The 18,322-nt window shown below is 60.8% G+C and carries 21 protein-coding genes; 17 read left to right on the forward strand and 4 right to left on the reverse strand.

Translation table 11 applies throughout. The features are described 5' to 3' along the window. The first annotated feature begins 30 nt into the window (after positions 1-30). Genes HDE75_RS03005 through HDE75_RS03015 form a run of 3 tightly spaced genes read left to right on the forward strand, consistent with a single transcriptional unit; the run spans position 31 to position 2,896 of the window. Positions 31-1,092: a sugar phosphate isomerase/epimerase family protein gene (locus tag HDE75_RS03005; protein WP_183676287.1), complete on the forward strand. Its 1,062-nt coding sequence runs from the start codon at positions 31-33 to the stop codon at positions 1,090-1,092. A gap of 17 nt (positions 1,093-1,109) precedes the next feature. Beyond that, entirely contained in the window at positions 1,110-1,976 is an 867-nt protein-coding gene (locus HDE75_RS03010) for an alpha/beta fold hydrolase (protein ID WP_183676286.1), read from the forward strand. Beyond that, entirely contained in the window at positions 1,973-2,896 is a 924-nt protein-coding gene (locus tag HDE75_RS03015) for an alpha/beta hydrolase (RefSeq protein WP_183676285.1), read from the forward strand. Before HDE75_RS03010 ends, HDE75_RS03015 begins: the two co-directional genes overlap by 4 nt. On the opposite strand, the gene HDE75_RS03020 is transcribed toward HDE75_RS03015, so the two are convergent. Then, complete coding sequence (locus tag HDE75_RS03020; protein ID WP_183676284.1) at positions 2,893-3,429, reverse strand: molybdopterin-dependent oxidoreductase; 537 nt, start codon at positions 3,427-3,429, stop codon at positions 2,893-2,895. The genes HDE75_RS03015 and HDE75_RS03020 overlap by 4 nt on opposite strands. A 192-nt stretch (positions 3,430-3,621) precedes the next feature. Here HDE75_RS03020 and HDE75_RS03025 point away from each other — a divergent pair, with 192 nt between their 5' ends. From HDE75_RS03025 to HDE75_RS03060, 8 genes are all read left to right on the forward strand, one after another. Then, complete coding sequence (locus tag HDE75_RS03025; protein ID WP_183676283.1) at positions 3,622-4,458, forward strand: IclR family transcriptional regulator; 837 nt, start codon at positions 3,622-3,624, stop codon at positions 4,456-4,458. Positions 4,459-4,496: 38 nt separating this feature from the next. Then, positions 4,497-5,651, forward strand: a complete 1,155-nt coding sequence (locus HDE75_RS03030; RefSeq protein WP_183676282.1) for an acyl-CoA dehydrogenase family protein — start codon at positions 4,497-4,499, stop codon at positions 5,649-5,651. 11 nt (positions 5,652-5,662) lie between these two features. Beyond that, positions 5,663-7,207 (forward strand): class I adenylate-forming enzyme family protein, encoded by a 1,545-nt coding sequence (locus HDE75_RS03035; RefSeq protein ID WP_260173636.1) that lies wholly within the window; start codon positions 5,663-5,665, stop codon positions 7,205-7,207. 83 nt (positions 7,208-7,290) lie between these two features. Beyond that, a complete protein-coding gene (locus HDE75_RS03040) occupies positions 7,291-8,457 on the forward strand; it encodes an ABC transporter substrate-binding protein (RefSeq protein ID WP_183676280.1) in 1,167 nt (388 codons plus the stop codon). 91 nt (positions 8,458-8,548) lie between these two features. Next, on the forward strand, positions 8,549-9,421 hold the full coding sequence (locus tag HDE75_RS03045; RefSeq protein WP_183676279.1) for a branched-chain amino acid ABC transporter permease: 873 nt from the start codon (positions 8,549-8,551) through the stop codon (positions 9,419-9,421). Further along, positions 9,418-10,395, forward strand: a complete 978-nt coding sequence (locus HDE75_RS03050) for a branched-chain amino acid ABC transporter permease (protein WP_183676278.1) — start codon at positions 9,418-9,420, stop codon at positions 10,393-10,395. Before HDE75_RS03045 ends, HDE75_RS03050 begins: the two co-directional genes overlap by 4 nt. Next, positions 10,388-11,101 carry an ABC transporter ATP-binding protein gene (locus HDE75_RS03055; RefSeq protein ID WP_183676277.1) on the forward strand — a complete coding sequence of 238 codons (714 nt, stop codon included), beginning with the start codon at positions 10,388-10,390 and terminating at the stop codon, positions 11,099-11,101. Before HDE75_RS03050 ends, HDE75_RS03055 begins: the two co-directional genes overlap by 8 nt. Further along, positions 11,094-11,795 (forward strand): ABC transporter ATP-binding protein, encoded by a 702-nt coding sequence (locus HDE75_RS03060; protein ID WP_183676276.1) that lies wholly within the window; start codon positions 11,094-11,096, stop codon positions 11,793-11,795. Before HDE75_RS03055 ends, HDE75_RS03060 begins: the two co-directional genes overlap by 8 nt. A gap of 76 nt (positions 11,796-11,871) precedes the next feature. On the opposite strand, the gene HDE75_RS03065 is transcribed toward HDE75_RS03060, so the two are convergent. Then, on the reverse strand, positions 11,872-12,264 hold the full coding sequence (locus tag HDE75_RS03065) for a VOC family protein (RefSeq protein ID WP_183676275.1): 393 nt from the start codon (positions 12,262-12,264) through the stop codon (positions 11,872-11,874). Positions 12,265-12,346: 82 nt separating this feature from the next. Between HDE75_RS03065 and HDE75_RS03070 the strand changes: the two genes are divergently transcribed. The 5 genes from HDE75_RS03070 (at position 12,347) to HDE75_RS03090 (ending at position 15,319) form a co-directional block, all read left to right on the forward strand. After that, a complete protein-coding gene (locus HDE75_RS03070; protein ID WP_183676274.1) occupies positions 12,347-12,886 on the forward strand; it encodes a GNAT family N-acetyltransferase in 540 nt (179 codons plus the stop codon). Between the two features lie 151 nt (positions 12,887-13,037). After that, on the forward strand, positions 13,038-13,289 hold the full coding sequence (locus tag HDE75_RS03075) for a hypothetical protein (RefSeq protein WP_183676273.1): 252 nt from the start codon (positions 13,038-13,040) through the stop codon (positions 13,287-13,289). Next, the gene (locus HDE75_RS03080; RefSeq protein WP_183676272.1) at positions 13,286-13,552 is read left to right on the forward strand and encodes a hypothetical protein; all 267 of its coding nucleotides are present in this window, start codon (positions 13,286-13,288) and stop codon (positions 13,550-13,552) included. The genes HDE75_RS03075 and HDE75_RS03080 overlap by 4 nt, the downstream gene beginning before the upstream one ends. Before the next feature lie 176 nt (positions 13,553-13,728). Then, positions 13,729-14,406: a signal peptidase I gene (gene lepB / locus HDE75_RS03085; RefSeq protein ID WP_183676271.1), complete on the forward strand. Its 678-nt coding sequence runs from the start codon at positions 13,729-13,731 to the stop codon at positions 14,404-14,406. A gap of 46 nt (positions 14,407-14,452) precedes the next feature. Next, on the forward strand, positions 14,453-15,319 hold the full coding sequence (locus HDE75_RS03090) for an NAD-dependent protein deacetylase (RefSeq protein WP_183676270.1): 867 nt from the start codon (positions 14,453-14,455) through the stop codon (positions 15,317-15,319). Positions 15,320-15,498: 179 nt separating this feature from the next. Here HDE75_RS03090 and HDE75_RS03095 read toward each other — a convergent pair whose 3' ends face one another. Continuing rightward, positions 15,499-16,557 (reverse strand): aldo/keto reductase, encoded by a 1,059-nt coding sequence (locus tag HDE75_RS03095; RefSeq protein WP_183676269.1) that lies wholly within the window; start codon positions 16,555-16,557, stop codon positions 15,499-15,501. Between the two features lie 152 nt (positions 16,558-16,709). Between HDE75_RS03095 and fghA the strand changes: the two genes are divergently transcribed. Beyond that, a complete protein-coding gene (gene fghA, locus HDE75_RS03100; protein ID WP_311735057.1) occupies positions 16,710-17,570 on the forward strand; it encodes an S-formylglutathione hydrolase in 861 nt (286 codons plus the stop codon). Positions 17,571-17,581: 11 nt separating this feature from the next. Here fghA and HDE75_RS03105 read toward each other — a convergent pair whose 3' ends face one another. After that, the gene (locus HDE75_RS03105) at positions 17,582-18,250 is read right to left on the reverse strand and encodes an alpha/beta hydrolase (protein WP_183676268.1); all 669 of its coding nucleotides are present in this window, start codon (positions 18,248-18,250) and stop codon (positions 17,582-17,584) included. Positions 18,251-18,322 lie beyond the last annotated feature (72 nt).

Genomic DNA, 18,322 nt, shown 5'->3' on the forward strand with positions numbered 1-18,322 from the left:
TTTGTCGATCGCCAAACAATAGGAGCCGATATGAAAACCATTCAAGGACCCAGCTTGCACCTGGCGCAATTTGCCGCCGATACGGCGCCCTTCAACAGCTTGCCGGCAATCGCCGAATGGGCCTCTGGCCTGGGCTTCAAGGCCCTGCAGATTCCCGCCTGGGATGCGCGCCTGTTCGACGTGGCGCAAGCGGCCCACAGCCAGGCGTATTGCGACGAACTGGTGACCATGCTGGCCAGTCACGGCCTGGTCATCAGCGAATTGACCACGCATATCTTCGGCCAGCTGGTGGCCGTACACCCGGCCTATGACGCACTTTGCGACAGTTTTGCCCCGCCCGACCTGCAAGGGCGGCCGGAAGCACGCACTGCCTGGGCCATCGAGCAGATCAAGCTGGCGGCGATGGCATCAAAACGCCTTGGATTGACGGAGATGGGAACGTTTTCAGGTTCCTTCGCCTGGCCTTATCTGTTCCCGTTTCCACAGCGTCCACCCGGTTTGATCGAGACAGCATTCGATGAACTGGCGCGCCGCTGGCTGCCGATACTCGACGTGTGCGAGGAACAGGGTATCAATCTGTGCTACGAAATCCACCCTAGCGAAGACTTGCATGACGGTGTCAGTTTCGAGATGTTTTATGAGCGCACAGGGCGCCACCCGCGCTGCAAGATGCTGTTCGATCCCAGCCACTTCGTGCTGCAGCAGCTGAACTATCTCGATTTCATCGACATCTATAAAGACCATATCCACATGTTCCATGTGAAGGATGCGGAATTCAATCCGACTGGGCGGCAAGGCATTTATGGCGGTTACCAGTCATGGGAAAACCGCGCCGGGCGTTTCCGTTCGCTCGGTGACGGCCAGGTCGATTTCAAGGCGATTTTCTCGAAGATGGCGCAATACGATTACGCCGGCTGGGCCACCCTGGAATGGGAATGCTGCCTGAAGGACCAGGAGGCAGGCGCGCGCGAAGGCGTGGCCTTTATCAATGCCCACATCATTCCCGTGACAGACAAGATCTTCGACGACTTCGCCGGCGCGCCTGTCAGCGCGCAACAGATCAATACCCTGCTCGGCATTCAAAACAATTAATTAAGTAAGGACGCACCATGCATCAACACGAAAACCACATCACTCACGACTACGTGCGCATCGCTGGCCAGCGCCTGCACTGTGCCATTACAGGAACTGGCAAGCCGGTGCTGCTGATCCCCGGCTGGCCTCAAACCTGGTACGCCTGGCGCCATGTGATGGCGGCTCTGGCCAGCCAGGGGTATCAAGCAATCGCCATCGACCCGCCAGGCAGCGGCTATTCGGACCGCCCGGCCGGCGGCTACGATACGGGCGCCGTGGCGGCGACCCTGCATCGCGCCATGCTGGCCCTGGGCCACACGCAGTACGACGTGGTGGGCCACGATATCGGCATGTGGGTAGGCTATGCGCTGGCCAGCGATTTTCCACAAGCCGTAACAAAACTGGCGCTGACGGAAGCCGTGATACCCGGCCTGGCGCCCGCGCCGCCCATCTTTGTCGCCCCTGCCGACAATATCTTTTTGTGGCATTTCATGTTCAACCAGGTGCTTGACCTGCCGGAAATGCTCACGGCCGGCAAGGAGCGCGAATACATCCGCTTCATCTTCGACCGCTGGTCTTACCGGCGCGACAAGGTCGCCGTGGACGTATATGCCGAGGCCTACGCCACGCCAGGCGCGCTACGCGCCGGCTTCGCCTACTACCGTGCGATACCCGAAACCATACGGCAAAACCTGGAACGGGCCAAACGCTGCCTGGCCATGCCGGTGCTGGCCATCGGTGCCGACCATGCGACCAATGATGCGCCGCTATTGACCATGCAGGGCAAGGCCAGCAATTTGGCGGGCGCCATCGTTGCCGAATGCGGCCACTTCATCATGGAAGAGCAGCCGGAAGCGTTTATCGCCCACTTGCTGCCCTTCCTGGCGGGAGAGCCGGCATGAGCCTCGATCCACGCATCGCCGCCTATCTGCGTCAGACGCAAGAGGCACCGCAGCCCGCCTCGCTGGCAGAGCTGCGGGCGGCCACCGATACCGCGTTGCGCCAGTTGCATGGCCCCCTGGAAGAGGTGGCCTCGATCAAGGATTATGTACTGCCTGGCGAGCCTGCGCTGACCGTGCGCGCCTATGTGCCCGCCGGTGCGGACGCTGCCAGCGCCTTGCCCGCCATGGTGTTCGCGCATGGCGGCGGCTGGTGCCTGGGCTCGCTGGACGTGTATGACAACCCTTGCCGCGCGCTGGCCAATGCCACTGGCAACGTCATCTTTTCCGTGGATTACCGGCTAGCGCCTGAACACCCATTTCCGGCGCCACTGAACGATGTGTACCGCGCCCTGTGCTGGGTGGCCGAACAGGCAGCGGAGCTGGGTATCGATGCAGGCCGGCTGGCCGTGGGCGGCGATAGCGCGGGAGGCAACCTGGCGGCGGCAGCGGCCCTGATGGCGCGCGACCTGGATGGCCCTGCGCTGGTCCATCAATTGCTGCTGTATCCGGCACTCGACTTTGCCTTCGACACGCCGTCTTACCAGCGCTACGCCGAAGGGTATTCGCTGACGCGCGAAGTCATGCGCTTTTGCTGGTCGGCCTATCTTGCCACCCCGGCCGATGGCAAGCAGCCGTATGCGGCACCGCTACGAGCCACGTCCTTGCGCGGCTTGCCGCCGGCAACGGTGCTGGTATGTGAATACGATCCGCTGCACGACGAGGGTGTGGCCTACTCCCAGCGCCTACGGAATGCGGGCGTGGCCGTTGACTGCCTGCGCCTCGATGGTCTGATCCACGCAGCCATCCATATGCTGGGGCTGACGCCCAAGGCGCGCCAGTTGTTTGAGCACGCCAGGCAGGCCATGAGCAAGCCGGCTTAATCAGCCAGCTTGCGCACTTCGATACGGTTCAGCCACTTCACGTGGCGCGGTCCCGTGCGGATATCCTTGGCCGAGATCAGCGCGATCTCGCCATCGCTCTCGTCGAGCACCTTGCCATTTTTCTCGACATACACGATCACGCTATCGCCGGCGGGCGAGTTATACAGCTCGCCCCAGGAAAACACCACCGCGTAGCCATCGGTGGCGCTGGCGATGATGGCCAGCTTTTTCACATCGTTGTGACCGGGCGCATCCAGCACCGCCTTGTCGAGGATGTCGCGCAGGCGCACGCCCTTGTAGCTGGTGATCGTCTCGGCCTTGCCGCCGTTCTGGCGCGTAACCGCCAGCTCACCCCCATTGACAGGCGCCATCTGGCGCAGCTCGGCCACCGTCAGGATCAAAGGCGTTTTCACGCTACCCGTCACCTGCAGGCTATGGCTCATGCTGTCGCGCGAGGGCGCCGGCGGCCCTGCCTGCGCGCTGACGGGAAGCAGGCAGGCCATCAGGGCCAACAATCGAATAATGTTCAACATGGTGCGTCCTTTCTTTTGCTGCACGGCCCACATACGAAGTTCGCAATATACGCAGGTAAATAACGATCTTCAAGCAACGTTTTTTGATCTTCTTTTCTCGCATTGCAGCATTTCGCTGTGCGAACGAATGTTCCACAAAACGATTGACATGCTGTGCCCGCCTAGGCAAACTGGTTTGCAAGGGGGACGCAAATGAACGCCAAAACAAGCCATCACCAGCCAGCAGCAGATCCGGATTTGATCGTCTTCAGCGATGATGAGGAAGGCAAGGACCGGCAATTCGTCAACGCGCTGGCGCGTGGCCTGGAAGTGCTGCGCTGCTTTCGCCCCGGCGAAGTGTTCCTGTCGAATGCAGAGATGGCCAAGCGCACGGCCATCCCCAAACCCACCATCTCGCGCCTCAGTTATACCCTCACCAAGCTGGGTTATTTGAGCTACTCCGAACACCAGGGCAAATACCAGTTGGGCGCCGGCGTGCTGGCCCTCGGCTACCGCATGCTGTCCAATCTCGACGTGCGCAAGATGGCGCGCCCCCTGATGGAAGAACTGGCCGAACATGCGCAAGCTTCCGTGGCGCTGGGCACGCGCGACCGCCTCAGCATGGTGTACGTGGAAACCTGCCGCAGCAGCGCCAACGTCACCTTGCGCCTCGATGTGGGTTCGCGCATTCCCCTGATGACGACCGCCATGGGCAAGGCCCTGCTATGCATCCTGCCGCAATCGGAACGCGACTACCTGATGGACCATGCGCGCCTGCATGACACGGAGCGCTGGCCGCGCATCAAGGCCGGCATCGAACAAGGCTACAAGGATTACCAGGACCGGGGCTTTTGCATCTCGGCCGGCGAATGGCAAACCGACGTACACGCGGTGGGCGTGCCCATGCGGGATGCCGATGGCGGGCCGGTGATGGCCTTCAATTGCGGCGGCCCGGCCTTTCTGCTCTCGCGCGACAAGCTTGAAAACGATCTGGGGCCACGCCTGGTGGCCCTCGTAAAAACAGTTGAAACCAATCTGGGACGCGGTTAGACTGCGCGCCCCTCTCTATCAAGTCTCCGAGGACCCCGATGATACGCGACCAAGAAACCCTCAACATCCTGCTCGACAGCATAAGCCGCTTCGTGCGCGAAGTACTGGTGCCGAACGAGGCGCTGGTGGCCGAAACCGACACCATCCCGCCAGCCATCGTGGCGCAGATGCGCGAACTGGGCCTGTTCGGCCTGTCCATACCAGAAGAATACGGCGGACTGGAATTGAGCATGGAAGAAGAAGTAAGGGTGGCCTTTGAAATCGCCCGCACCTCGCCCGCCTTCCGCTCCTTGATCGGCACCAATAACGGCATCGGTTCGCAAGGCATCGTCATCGACGGCACGCCGGAACAAAAACAAAGCTACCTGCCCAAGCTGGCGGCCGGCGAGATCATCGGCTCGTTCGCCCTGACGGAAGCGGGATCGGGATCGGACGCCGCCTCGCTGCGCACCACGGCCGTGCGCGATGGCGACTTTTATATCCTGAACGGCAGCAAGCGCTATATTACGAACGCGCCGGAAGCGAGCATTTTTACCGTCATGGCGCGCACCGATCCGGCCAAGCGCGGCGCTTCGGCCATCTCCGCCTTCATCGTGGAAAAAGATACGCCAGGCCTCTCGCTGGGCAAGATCGACAAGAAGATGGGCCAGCAAGGCGCGCATACCTGCGACGTGATCTTTGAAAACTGCCGCGTGCCGGCCGCCAATCTGATCGGCGGCAAGGAAGGCGTGGGTTTTAAAACCGCCATGAAGGTGCTCGACAAGGGCCGGCTGCATATCGCCGCCGTCTGCGTGGGTGCGGCCGAACGCATGCTGGCCGATGCGCTGGCCTACGCGATGGACCGCCAGCAGTTTGGCCAGCCTATCGCCGAATTCCAGCTGATACAAGCCATGCTGGCCGACAGCAAGGCCGAAATTTATGCGGCCCGCAGCATGGTGCTCGACGCCGCCCGCCGCCGCGACAACAAGGAAGACATTTCGACCGAAGCGTCGTGCTGCAAGCTGTTCGCCTCCGAGATGTGCGGCAGGGTGGCCGACCGCTCGGTGCAGATCCACGGCGGCGCCGGCTATATCAGCGAATACGCGGCCGAACGTTTTTACCGCGATGTGCGCCTGTTCCGCATCTATGAAGGCACGACGCAGATCCAGCAAATCGTGATTGCCCGCAACATGATCAAGGCAGCGCAAAAGTAATGGAGACCGTGATGGATATCCCTGCCCTGCTGGCCAGCTTGCCGGCGCGCCTGTCGGCCATTCCTGCACACTGGGCGGCGCGCACGCCCGAGGCGCCCGCCCTGCACGAAGACGGCCGCCACTGGACTTACGCCCAGCTGCAGCACAGCGTGGACAGTGCCGCGCAGCTGTTGCATAGCCTGGACGTGCGGGCCGGTGACCGTGTGATGGTGGTCGGCGAAAACTGCGCGCAGCAAGTGGCGCTGATCTTCGCTGCCGCCAGCATCGATGCCTGGATCGTCAACGTCAATGCGCGCTTGTCGCCACGCGAAGTCGACACCATCTTTGCACACGCCGGTGCACGGCGTGTGCTGTTCTTAAACAATAACTCACCGGAGGCAGCAGCCCATGCGGCGCGGCGCGGCGCACTGCCTGCCAGTATCGATGGCATGGGTGGGCTGCTGGCGGGAGAACTCAATACGTCAGCCGTGGCGGAAAACACCGTGGCCAGCAATGAACAAGTGGCCGCGCTGATCTACACCACCGGCACCACGGGGCAGTCGAAAGGCGTGATGCTGACGCACCGCAACCTGCTGTTTATCGCTGCCGTCTCCAGCACCTTGCGCGGCCTGACCCGCAGCGACCGCGCGTATGGCGTGCTGCCGATTTCACATGTCTATGGCCTCGCTTCCGTTACCCTGGGCACCTTGTATGCGGGCGCCAGCCTGTATCTGGTACCGCGCTTTACCACCGCCGGCCTGCTGGCGGCGTTGAAGGATGATGGCTTGACCATCGTGCAGGGCGTGCCCGCCATGTATGCCAAGCTGCTGCAAACCCTGGGCGGCGCCGACACACCGCTGCCGACGCAGCTGCGCTTTGCCTATGCCGGCGGTTCGCCGCTGGCGCCATCGCTCAAGCGCGATGTGGAAAAGCTGCTGGGTACCCCACTGCACAATGGCTATGGCATGACGGAAAGTGCGCCCACCATCAGCCAGACGCGCCTGGAGACACCGCGCCATGACGATTCCGTCGGCACGCCGATACCAGGCGTGGCCGTGCGCGTGGTCGACGTGGCGGGCAACGATGTGGCGCAAGGCGAACCGGGCGAACTGTGGATACATGGGCCGAACATCATGGCTGGCTATTACCACGAACCGGCGATGACGGCTGCCACCATGCGTGCAGGCGGCTGGTTAAATACGGGCGACATGGCGCGCCAGGATGCAGACGGCGCGCTATTCATCGTCGGGCGCACCAAGGAGCTGATCATCCGTTCCGGTTTCAATGTCTATCCGCTGGAAGTGGAAACGGCCTTGAATGCTCACCCGTCGGTGGTGCAATCAGCGGTGGTCGGGCGCAGCGTAGCCGATGGTAATGAGGAAGTCATCGCCTATGTGGAACTGGACCCGCGCCAGCCGGTGACAGTAGCAGTCCTGCACGACTACCTGGCGCACACACTGTCGCCCTACAAATGCCCGTCAGCCATCATCGTCATGGATGCACTGCCGGCGGCGGCCACCGGCAAGATCTTGAAAGGCCAGTTGCGGCAGATGGCGCAACTGGCAGTAGCAAAGTAACAGGAAAGCCGACAATAAAAAAACAGCGGCTTACGAAGCCGGCGCCCATCCTGGCGCCGGCGCATATCACGGGAGGAGACAAGATGAAGCACACACTGACACGTATTGCCCTGGCTGCAGCCATTTCCAGCGCCTGGATACCCCATGCCAGCGCCGAGGAATTCCTGGTCGGCGCCGAAATCCCCCTGACCGGCAATTTGGCGCGCGTCGGCGCCGGCATGCAGGAAGGGATCATGGTCGCCGCCGAGGTCTTCAACAAGACTAACGGCAAACACAAGATCAAGATCGTCACCGTCGACGATGAATCGGCGCCTGCCAAGGCGATTGCGGCCGTGGAAAAACTGGCCAGCCAGGGCGTGGTGGCCATCACGGGCGGCTACGGTTCCAATAATATTTCGCCCGCTTCCGACACGGCCAATAAACTGGGCCTGGTCTACATCACCTCGGGCGGCGTGGACGACAGCCTGGTAGCTAGCGGACGCAAGAATTTTTTCCGCATCAATAACACGGCAGGCTACGAAAAAGCCATGCTGGGATTGCTGCAGGAGGTAGGCGCCAAGTCCGTCTCGATCATCTATTCCACCAAAGACGCCACCACCGGCCTGGCCAAGGATGTGGAAAAGGCACTGGCAGCGAAGGGAGTGAAAGTGACCGCCCACTCGTTCGACCCTGCCATCACGGACTTCAAGCCCATCATCAACAAGATCAAGCTGCAGGATAAATCTGAAGTGGTCGCCATGGTCGGCTATGAAAACGATTATGTGGGCATCATCCGCGCCGCGCGTGTGCTGAAACCCAAGGTCAAGGCCATGGTGGGCGTATGGTCGCTGGCCACGCCCAAGATGGCGGCCGACTTCCCCGACCTGATGCCGAACGTGTTCGGCACGGCGCTGCTGCCCTTCCCCACCGAATTCAAGACGGCCGACGGCAAGGCCTTCAGCGACAGCTACCGCCAGTTGTACAAAAAGGAGCCCGACTACCTGGGCCAGTTCGGCTATGTGCAATCGATGCTGCTGTTCGAAGCGATTGCGCGTGCGGCCGACAAGGGCACGATCAAAAAGGGCGGCGTGGCCGAAGAAATGCGCAAGACCGACCGCGAAACGCTGATCGGCCGGGTGCAGTTCGCCGCCAATGGCGACAACCAGAACTTCGTACACCGCATGGCGCAGCACCAGGACAAGAAAGTGGTGATCGTCTGGCCGAAGGAAAACGCCACCGGTAAACTCATCTACCCAGCAGTGCCCTGGTAACTCTTCCCCTGCATACGCACACGCCCGCCCCGGGCGTGTTTCGATCAACGGCAGTACTGGCCAGCGCCGGGCTGCCTGACGGGATAACGACATGACAGAATTAATCCTGCAAGCCCTGTATTCGGGCCTGCTGCAGGGCGGTTCCTACGCCCTGATCGCGCTAGGCCTGGCGCTGGTGTTCGGCACCATGAAAGTGATCAACCTGGCGCACGGAGAACTGGTGCTGCTGGCCGCCTATATCGCCTATAGCGTGGAATCCGGCCTGGGCCTGGGGCCGATGTTCGCCATCCCCATCGCGCTGGTGATCGTCAGCCTGACATCGGTCGGCGTGTACGCCATCGTCAGCCGCATCAAGAAAGACCGCGAAATCAATTCGCTGATCCTTACCTACGGCATCGGCGTGATCCTCACCAACGCCATCCTGCTGATATGGAAGGCCGATATCCGCTCGACGTCGTCCAGCTGGCTGCAGGAAGGCATCGAGATCGGACCGTTCTTCAGCATGCGCAGCGAAGTCATTTTCTTCGGCGTCAGCCTGGTGCTGATGGCAGCCCTGTGGCGCTGGCTATCGACCAGCTGGTATGGCCGCGCCGTGCGGGCCGTCTCCAGCAACCGCGACGCGGCCAAGCTGATGGGCATCGATCCGGGCCGCACGGAACTGGTCTCCTTTCTGGTGGCCGGCATCCTGGCCGCGTTTGCGGGCGTGGCCCTGTTCAGCTATGGCGTGATCCAGCCAGCCTACGGCGGCGCACTGACGGTCAAGGCTTTCATCATCACCGTATTGGCAGGCATCGGCTCCATTCCCGGCGTGCTGCTGGCGGCCGTGCTGCTGGGCATCGCTGAAGCCTTGACCGTCACCCTGGCCAGTTCGGCGCTGCAAGAATTGTCGGGCATGGTGCTGTTCCTGCTGGTCCTGTTCATCATGCCGAATGGCTTGTTCGGTGCACAGCGGAGGCGCGGATGAAACGTTCAACAATATTCTCGTTCACCCTGCTGCTGGCGGCCTACCTCGCCGTGCCGCTGGCCCTGGGCGGCAACCAGTATGTGATGAGCATGGTGGTAGCGGCGCTGATCATCGGCGGCGTGGCGCTGTCGTGGGCATTGCTGGGCAATCTGGGTGGCATGGTCAGCTTCGGCCATGCGGCCTTCTTTGGCGTGGGCGCTTACGTGTCAGCCTTGCTAAGTGTGAAACTGGGCTTGCCCGTATTTGCCGCCATGCTGCTGGGCGGCGCGGGTGCCGCTATGGCAGCGATTATCATGCTGCCCGTGCTGCGCCTGCACGGGCCATATTTTGCGCTGGCGATTTTGGCTTACGCGCATATCTTCCGCATCCTGGCCACCGAATGGAGTTCCGTCACGGGCGGCGCCGGTGGCGTGAACAATATCCCTGCCCTGCCCACCGTTTTCGGCTTCGACCTGGCCAGCAAGACGGGCGCCTACCTGGTGGTGCTGACCCTGGTGGTGGCGTGTGCGTTTGCCTACAGCCGCATCCGTTCCAGCCATTACGGCATCGCCCTGCGTGCCATGCACGACAGCGAAGACGCGACGCGCGTGGTCGGCGTCAACAGCACGCTGTTGAAAGGCATGATGCTGCTGGTGTCAGCCTTTATGGCAGGCCTGTTCGGCGCCTTCAATGCCCACTACATCAATTTTCTGGAACCCGACTATGCCTTCAACAGCCTGTGGGTGACCTTGCCTATCGTGGCAGCCATCTTCGGCGGCTACCGCACCATCCTCGGCCCGGTACTCGGCGCGGTGGTGGTGTATCTGGTCGACCAGTTGATCTTCAAGTCGCTGATACCCACCGGCCACCAGCTGGTACTGGGGGTGCTGCTGGTGGCGATGATCGTGTTCAGCCCGAACGGCTTGCTGCCGCTGCTGCGCAAGCTGTTCAAGGGTAAAGAGAAGGCCAAGGCCGAGGGAGAAAAACATGCTTGAACTCGATAATGTCTCGGTGCGCTTCGGCGGCCTGACTGCCGTCGACCGTGTCACCCTGAATGTGGGCAGCCACGATGTGATCGGCCTGGTGGGCGCCAATGGCGCCGGCAAAACTACCCTTTTCAATGCGATTTCCGGCCTGGTGCGCCCCACCAGTGGCGCCATCCGCTTTGAAGGGCGCGACATCATGGCCACGCCCATGTACCAGCGCGCGCGCCTGGGACTGGGCCGCACCTTTCAGATCCCGCAGCCTATGCATGAATTGACGGTGCGCGAAAACCTGATCGTGGCGCAGCGCTTCGGCACGGGCAAGGTGGACATGCGCAAGATCGATGAAATACTGGACTTCACCAGCCTGGCGAACAAGGCCGGACGCGATGCGGCCAGCGAACTGGCGCTGACGGAATTGAAGGCGCTGGAAGTGGCGAAAGCACTGGCCACGAATCCCAGGCTGCTGCTGCTCGATGAAGTGCTGGCCGGCCTGGAAACCAACGGCAAGCGCCGCTTCATGGGCATGCTGAAAGAGCTGCATGCGACATTCGGCGTGGGCATCGTGATGATCGAGCATGACATTGAAACCATCAGCAATCTGTGCCAGCGCGTGGCCGTGCTCAATTTTGGCCAGCTGATCGCCGACGGCGCGCCGGAAACCGTGTTCCGAGATCCGGCCGTGATCCAAAGCTATACGGGAGCCGTCCATGCTTAAGATAGAGAATCTGCGCGCCGGTTATGGCGCCATCAACGTGCTGTGGGATGTCTCGCTGGATATCGAGAAAGGCAAGCTGACCACCATCATCGGCCCGAATGGCGCCGGCAAGACCACCCTGCTGCGCGCCATCATGGGCTTGCTGCCAGCTGCCGCGGGGCAGATCATCCTTGATGGCCATGTCCTCAACGGCACCCCCACCTGGAAGATGGGCGACACCGGCGTGACCATGATCCCCGAAGGGCGCATGACCTTCCGTGACATGAGCGTGGAAGAAAACCTGATCATGGGTGCCTTTCCAAAAGCGCACCGGGCACACTGCAAGGCGCGCCTGGAAGAAGCCTGGGCCATGTTCCCCCGCCTGCACGAGCGGCGCCGCCAGCTGGCCGGATCGCTGTCGGGCGGCGAGGCGCAGATGCTGGCGATGGCGCGCGGCCTGATGTCCGATCCATCGCTATTGATCATCGACGAACCGTCCTTGGGCCTGGCGCCGCTGGTAGTCAATGAGTTGTTCGAAATCCTCGAACGGCTGAAGGATGGCGCGCGCACCATCATCCTGGTCGAGCAGAATACAGCGCGCGCCGTGGGCGTGGCCGACCATGTCTACCTGTTGCAAAGTGGTAAAGTGGCGCTCTCGCAGCCAGCGTCCGAGGTGGACCTGGAACATCTGCATGCGCTGTATTTTGCCAGGTAAGCATGAACGGCGCCTGAGGTACAAGACTTTCTTGATCTGGGCTGGACCGAAGCCCAGGTCTGGGAACAAGACTGATCTATTCTGCGCGGTGGCAGCAGACGCACAGCTTGTTGCCATCACTATCGCGGAAGTAGGCGCCATAATAATTGGCGTGGTAATGCGGCCGCAGGCCCGGCGGGCCTTCACAGACGGCGCCCTGCGCCAGCACCGCTGCGTAGCAGCGATCCACTTGCGCGCGGCTGCTGGCCAGGAAGGCAATCATTTGTCCATTGCCGGGCGTTGCCTGCAGACCGTCGTAGGGCGCGCTCAACACGAACAGCGGTTGCGGCGCGTCCTTCGCCATCCAGCCCGCGATCGGCTTGGCCGGGTTGTGGAATTTCTCGGTCAAATCCAGTTCGCGCATCAGCGCCGTATACAAAGGGTAAGCGCGGGGGAAATCGTTGGTGCCGATAAAAATATGAGACAGCATATGCTTCCTTCATGAGGGGAGTCGGTGCGCGGCAAAATGCGCCGCATGATTATAATGGCGCAACTCTTTTTAACGAGCACCCATGTCAGATTTCAATCACATCCAGCTGCACCCGCTCGCCAGCGCCGACACACATGAACTGCTGGCTTTCGAGCTTGAAAACCGTCGCTACTTCGAAACCTGGGTCGCCGCCCGCGCGCCCTCCTATTACAGCCTGGAAGCCATCGCCGCCGTCATCGAGCAAGCCCAGCGCGAACGCCAGCAAGACCTCTCGCACCAATACCTGGCAAGGCATGATGGCCAGATCGTCGGGCGCGTCAACCTGACCGCTGTCACGCGCCCGTATTTCAACAAGGCCCAGTTGGGCTACCGCGTGGGTGAAAAATTCGGCGGACGCGGCTATGCCACGCGCATCGTGGCGCTGCTGCTGGAAGAAGCCTTCGGCAAGCTGGACCTGTGGCGTTTGGAAACGACGATACAGCCACAAAACCTGGGCTCGATCGCCGTCATGCAGCGCAATGGTTTCAACCAGTATGGCAGGGCAGAAAAGGCCATGCTTTTCCAGCAAGAATGGTCGGACTTGCTGTACTTCGAACGGCGCAATGAGAGGCTTGGCATTTAATTAAAAACGAGGGTTTTCCTGGCATAAACGCTCTTTTTTCAGCATGGCGTGCGACTTTATGCCAGCGCAAGCCAGAACACGATTGGACTGATAACGTCTAGCTTAGTGAATCTTTAAACCTTTGAACCTTTTCCAGCTAGCAGAGTCCAACATGAAACTGCGCAACCGCCTGTTTGAACATGTGCTGCTGATGCTGGCGTTAGCCATCGTGATTTTTGCTGCCGCCATCATACTGGCATGGATGACGCAATGGGTGGAAGCGCATGAATTACCTGCCTACCTGGCGCAGGGCATGCACCTGATTGGCATGGCGCTGTTTTTTCTCGATGGCTGCTTCGTCATCGCTGCCAGCAGCATCCTTGCCGCCCGGTTGTACCGCCTGTTATCGAAGGAGGACCTATGAATGAACAGATGGATGAGCTACAGCAGCTATTCACCCTCAGGCATCCGCGGCGCTTCTGGTGGAGTTCCCTCGCCATCGCCATCATTTCGGCCGTGTTGCTGGGGCCATGGCTGGACGGTACGCCGTGGCTGGTCGGCATTCCCTTTATCGCAGGCGGCTTGCTGGTGGCCGTGGGCGAACTGTGGGAAGAACTGGGCGGCAAGCAACTATCCCAGGGAACAAGCAGGAAAGACGACCCGCAGTCGCCTTGCCGGCGCCGGTAAAAGCAGCTTGGGCTGACGCTGGCTTGTAACATACGCCACCTCTTAAGCATTCTGTACCGCTTTTAAAATGACTATTTAAGACAATCTTCAGTCTCACTCTGCATTGTTGCTATTACGCGAAAGTAACATGACGCGTATTCCCAACGATCACGGGCACAGGCACAGAGCGAGACACGATGAAACCATGGATGCGGGCCAACAAGGGCTTTTTACTGTTTTTGCTGCTGTTCGGCGTATTTCGCACGGCCGTAGCTGACTGGAATCCCATCCCGTCCGGCTCCATGCGGCCGAACTTGCTGGAAGGCGATGTGGTGTTCGTCAACCGCCTCGCTTTTAACTTGAAAGTACCGCTGACCAATATCGTGCTCCAGCGTCTGGGCGAACCGGAACGCGGCGATATCGTCACCTTTTTCTCACCCAAGGATGGCACGCGGCTGATCAAGCGCGTCATTGCCCTGCCCGGCGATACTCTGGAAATGCGCGATGAACACTTGACCATCAATGGCCAGCCGGCCCAGTACACCATGCTCGATAGCGTGCCGGAAAGCGTCGACCATGTAGGTCAATTGACGGCCCAGCACATCAGTGAAAGCAGCGCCGTAAACGGCGGCCATGCGCACCGTATCCAGGTTCTGGCACAACTGCCGGCATTGCGCAGCTTTGGCCCCGTCACCGTGCCTGCCGATCATTATCTGATGCTGGGCGATAACCGCGACAATAGCGCCGATTCGCGCTACTTCGGCTTCGTGCCACGGGAGCTGCTGATCGGCAAGGCCGAACGCATCCTCGTTTCGGCCAATATCGAGGATCATTGGCAACCGCGCCTGCAGCGCTTCGGCATGAAGCTGGAATAAAGCGGTACATCACACAGGCGCCATGCTTCGGTTAGTATGGCGCATCATGCAAACTTTTTCCCTTTTCAGCCCACAGCCCGACAGGGAACAACAAGCGGCCGAACAGCTGGCGCAATTCCTGCTGCGCCACCCGGACGTGCTGCTGCTGACGGGGGCCGGCATCAGCACGGCGTCCGGCATCCCCGATTACCGCGACGCGGATGGCGTGCGGCGCGGCAATGCTCCCGTACAGGGACCCGAGTTTCGCCGCCAGGAAGCCGTGCGCCGCCGCTACTGGGCGCGCAGCATGGTCGGTTGGCCACTACTGTCGCGCGCGCTGCCCAATGCGGGTCACCTGGCGATTGCCCAGCTGGCGCAGCAAGGCCGCATCGGTGGCTTGATTACACAAAACGTGGATGGCTTGCATCAGCAGGCAGGCAGCAAGGATGTAACGGAATTGCACGGCAGCATACATGGCGTGGTCTGCCTGGCGTGCCATGCCAGTTACACGCGCCGCTTCATCCAGGACATGCTGGAACAAAGCAATCCGCAGATGGCAGGCGCCATCGCCACACCGGCGCCCGATGGCGACGCCCTGCTGGAACCATCGCAACTGGCCACCTTTCATGTGCCGCACTGCCCGCAATGCGGCGGCGTGCTCAAACCGGACGTGGTGTTTTTCGGCGACGGCGTGCCGCCAGCCTGTGCGGCCGAAGCGCAGCGCAAGATGGAGCAAGCGAGCGCACTGCTGGTGATCGGTTCATCCGTGATGGTGTATTCCAGTTTTCGCCTGTGCCGGATGGCGGCCGAAACGGGCAAGCCCGTGGCCGCCATCAACCTGGGCAAGACACGCGCCGATCATTTGCTGGTTTTTAAAACTGAAGCACCGGCGCAAGCCATCCTGCCGTCTGTCGCGGCGCTGCTGAACAGATAACAGCGCTGACTTTCTCCGCGATGCTGCCATAGCGCAGGCCATCGCCCGCGCCGCACGCCCCAAATGCGATAACGACTACAAGCAGCAAATCAGTAACGTCAGGTTTGAGGGCCTGGCGAACACCCCCTTCCTGCTAAAGGGCGCCACCGGCGACAGCGGCTGCAAGTGGTAAAGGCAAGTCAGGCGACAGGAATAAATGGCCCCCGCAGCAAGGCGCCCTGCCCGCCCGTGATATTGCCCGCGCTATTGGCAATCGCCTCGAATGGCGCACCGAGGGCAATAGTGCTGGCAGTGTCGAGGCGCTGCAGCTGTTCTGGCGTCAAGCTCAGTGCCAAAGCACCCAGGGTGGCGTCAAGCTGGGCCCGCGTGCGCGAACCGAGGATGGGTACTAGCGCTGTCGATGAGCGCGCCGCCCTGGCCAGCAGCCAGGCGATGGCGATTTCACCGGGTGCAACACTTAGTTCAGCGGCGATGGCCAGCACGGCATCGAGGATGGCAGTTTCACGTGTGCTTTTTTCGGTATGCACCAGCACGCCACCCAGACCCGTCAAGCGGCCTTCCTTGCTGTCGCGATATTTGCCGGTCAATAAGCCGCCACCCAATGGCGACCATAGCGCCGCACCCAGGCCCAGTGCCTCGGCCATGGGCAGCAACTCCCGGTCAGCGCTGCGCTCGACCAGGCTGTATTCGGTCTGGATGGCGATCAATGGCGCCCAGCCGCGCAACTCGGCCAGCAGCTCGGCGCGGGCAATGCGCCAGGCGGGAAAGTTCGACAAGCCCGCGTACAGGATTTTTCCGGAGCGCACCAAATCGTCAAAGGCACGCATGATTTCATCGATGGGTGTGACACCATCGCTGAAATGCGCCCAGTACAGGTCGATGCGGTCCGTCTTGAGCCGCTTCAGGCTCGCTTCGACGGACTGGACCATGTTCTTGCGGCTATTGCCCGTGCGCGACAAACCGCCATTCGGCGCACCACCGAGCGTATATTTGCTGGCCAGCACGAAATGATCACGCTCGGCAGCGATGAACTCACCGACCATTTGTTCCGATTGCCCCACCTGATAGGTATCGGCCGTGTCGATAAAATTACCGCCAGCCGCCACATAACCGTCAAACACGGCCTTGGCCTCTGCGCGCTCCGAGCCATACCCCCAGCCCGTGCCGAAATTTCCCGTGCCCAAAGCCAGTTGCGAAACGCGCAGGCCCGTGCGGCGGCCAAATGTACTGTATTGCATGATTTATCTCCGGTGATTAGATCAAGTATTAGATGACGATCATAATTTTTGCAGCATACACCCGATACCGCATAGATGTCGATCATAATTTATTCAACCAGGTGCTGGCCCATGCCACTCTGGCTATACTGTGGGATTGACAAGGAGAATTCATGCTGGAACTGTTGAGTGAGCACGCCTGTTTTGGCGGCGTACAACGTTTTTACCGCCACGATGCGCAAGCGATCGGCTTGCCGATGCGTTTTTCCGTGTTTATTCCGGCTGGCGCGCAAGACGCCAAGGCCGACAAGAAACACCCTGCCCTGTTTTACCTGGCGGGCCTGACCTGTACCGAAGAAACGTTCATGATCAAGGGTGGCGCCCAGCGCGTGGCAGCCGAAGAAGGCTTGGTGCTGATCGCGCCCGACACCAGCCCCCGTGGCGCCAATATTGCCGGAGAAAGCGAGTCCTGGGATTTCGGCGCGGGCGCGGGCTTTTATGTCGACGCCACCGAAGCGCCGTGGAGCAGCCACTACCGCATGTATAGCTACCTGCTGGAATTGCGGACCCTGCTGGTGCAGGAACTGGGCATCGATCCGCAGCGCACCGGCATTTTTGGCCACTCGATGGGCGGCCATGGCGCGCTGGTACTAGCCTTGCGCAATCCCCACCTGTTCCGCTCCGTGTCGGCCTTTGCACCGATCGCCGCACCATCGCAGTGTGCATGGGGCAAGAAGGCATTCACAGGCTATCTGGGCAGCGATGAAAGCAGCTGGCAGAAATACGACGCCAGCGCGCTGGTACGCAGCCGGCAAGGCAAGCAGCCGTTATTTCCGAATGGAATATTGATCGACCAGGGCCTGGCCGACAAATTCTTGCCGGAACAATTGTTCCCTGAAGTCTTCGAGGCAGCCTGCTGCGATGCAAACCAGCCCTTGCAGCTGCGCCGCCACGCCGGCTATGACCATGGCTATTATTTTATCGCCACTTTCATGGAAGAGCACTTGCGCTTCCATGCCCGCAATCTGCGCTAACCCTCGTAAAACTACTGGACCGTACTGGCATGCCCGTTGAAATGATGGGTGTACCAGTCCGTGGCCAGCAAGGCAGCCTGATGGCGGGCGTCCAGGCCGCCCGGTGCGGCGATCTGTTCCAGCTGTTTATCGCAGCGCAAGGTGGTAAACGCCATGCGGTTCAAGCCCAGCACATCGGGATCGTGGCCACCCACCATCAGCAGCGAGGGCACGCGCACATTTTCCAGCGCCGCCTTGCCCGCCATTCCCATTTGCCCGTCGCATACGGCCAACGCCGCAATCTGGCTACCGCGCCAGGCCGCCAGTTGCATCACCACGGCGGCACTGACGCCATCGCCATACAAACCGCAGGGCAAATGCCGGGTGGACGGGTCAAGCTTGAGCCAGGCCAGCGCCTTTTCCAGCTGGCTCGCCAACAAGACGATATCGCTATGAACAAAGTAGGCATGGCCATTGCTGCCACCCGCCGGGCTGACTTCGCCCTGGTCAAAACGCAGGGTGGCGATGCCAGAACGTAAAAAATCCTGGGAAGTAGCATGGCTCGATGCGTTCAGATAATCACCGGAACCTGGATCCGCGCCATGGGCAAACAGCACAACGCCAACCGCGCCTTCCGGCACGGATAGCACGCCGTCCAATTGAAGTTCATCCGCCGTGATGCTGACAAATTGTTCTTGCATGTCTGCCTCCACAATCGAGCTGGTTGGACCAAACCGGGCGCGGGCCACTACACTATTTTCAGCACCAGGCGG

It is taken from the genome of Janthinobacterium silvisoli, from assembly GCF_014200725.1.
Taxonomy (GTDB): domain Bacteria; phylum Pseudomonadota; class Gammaproteobacteria; order Burkholderiales; family Burkholderiaceae_D; genus Janthinobacterium.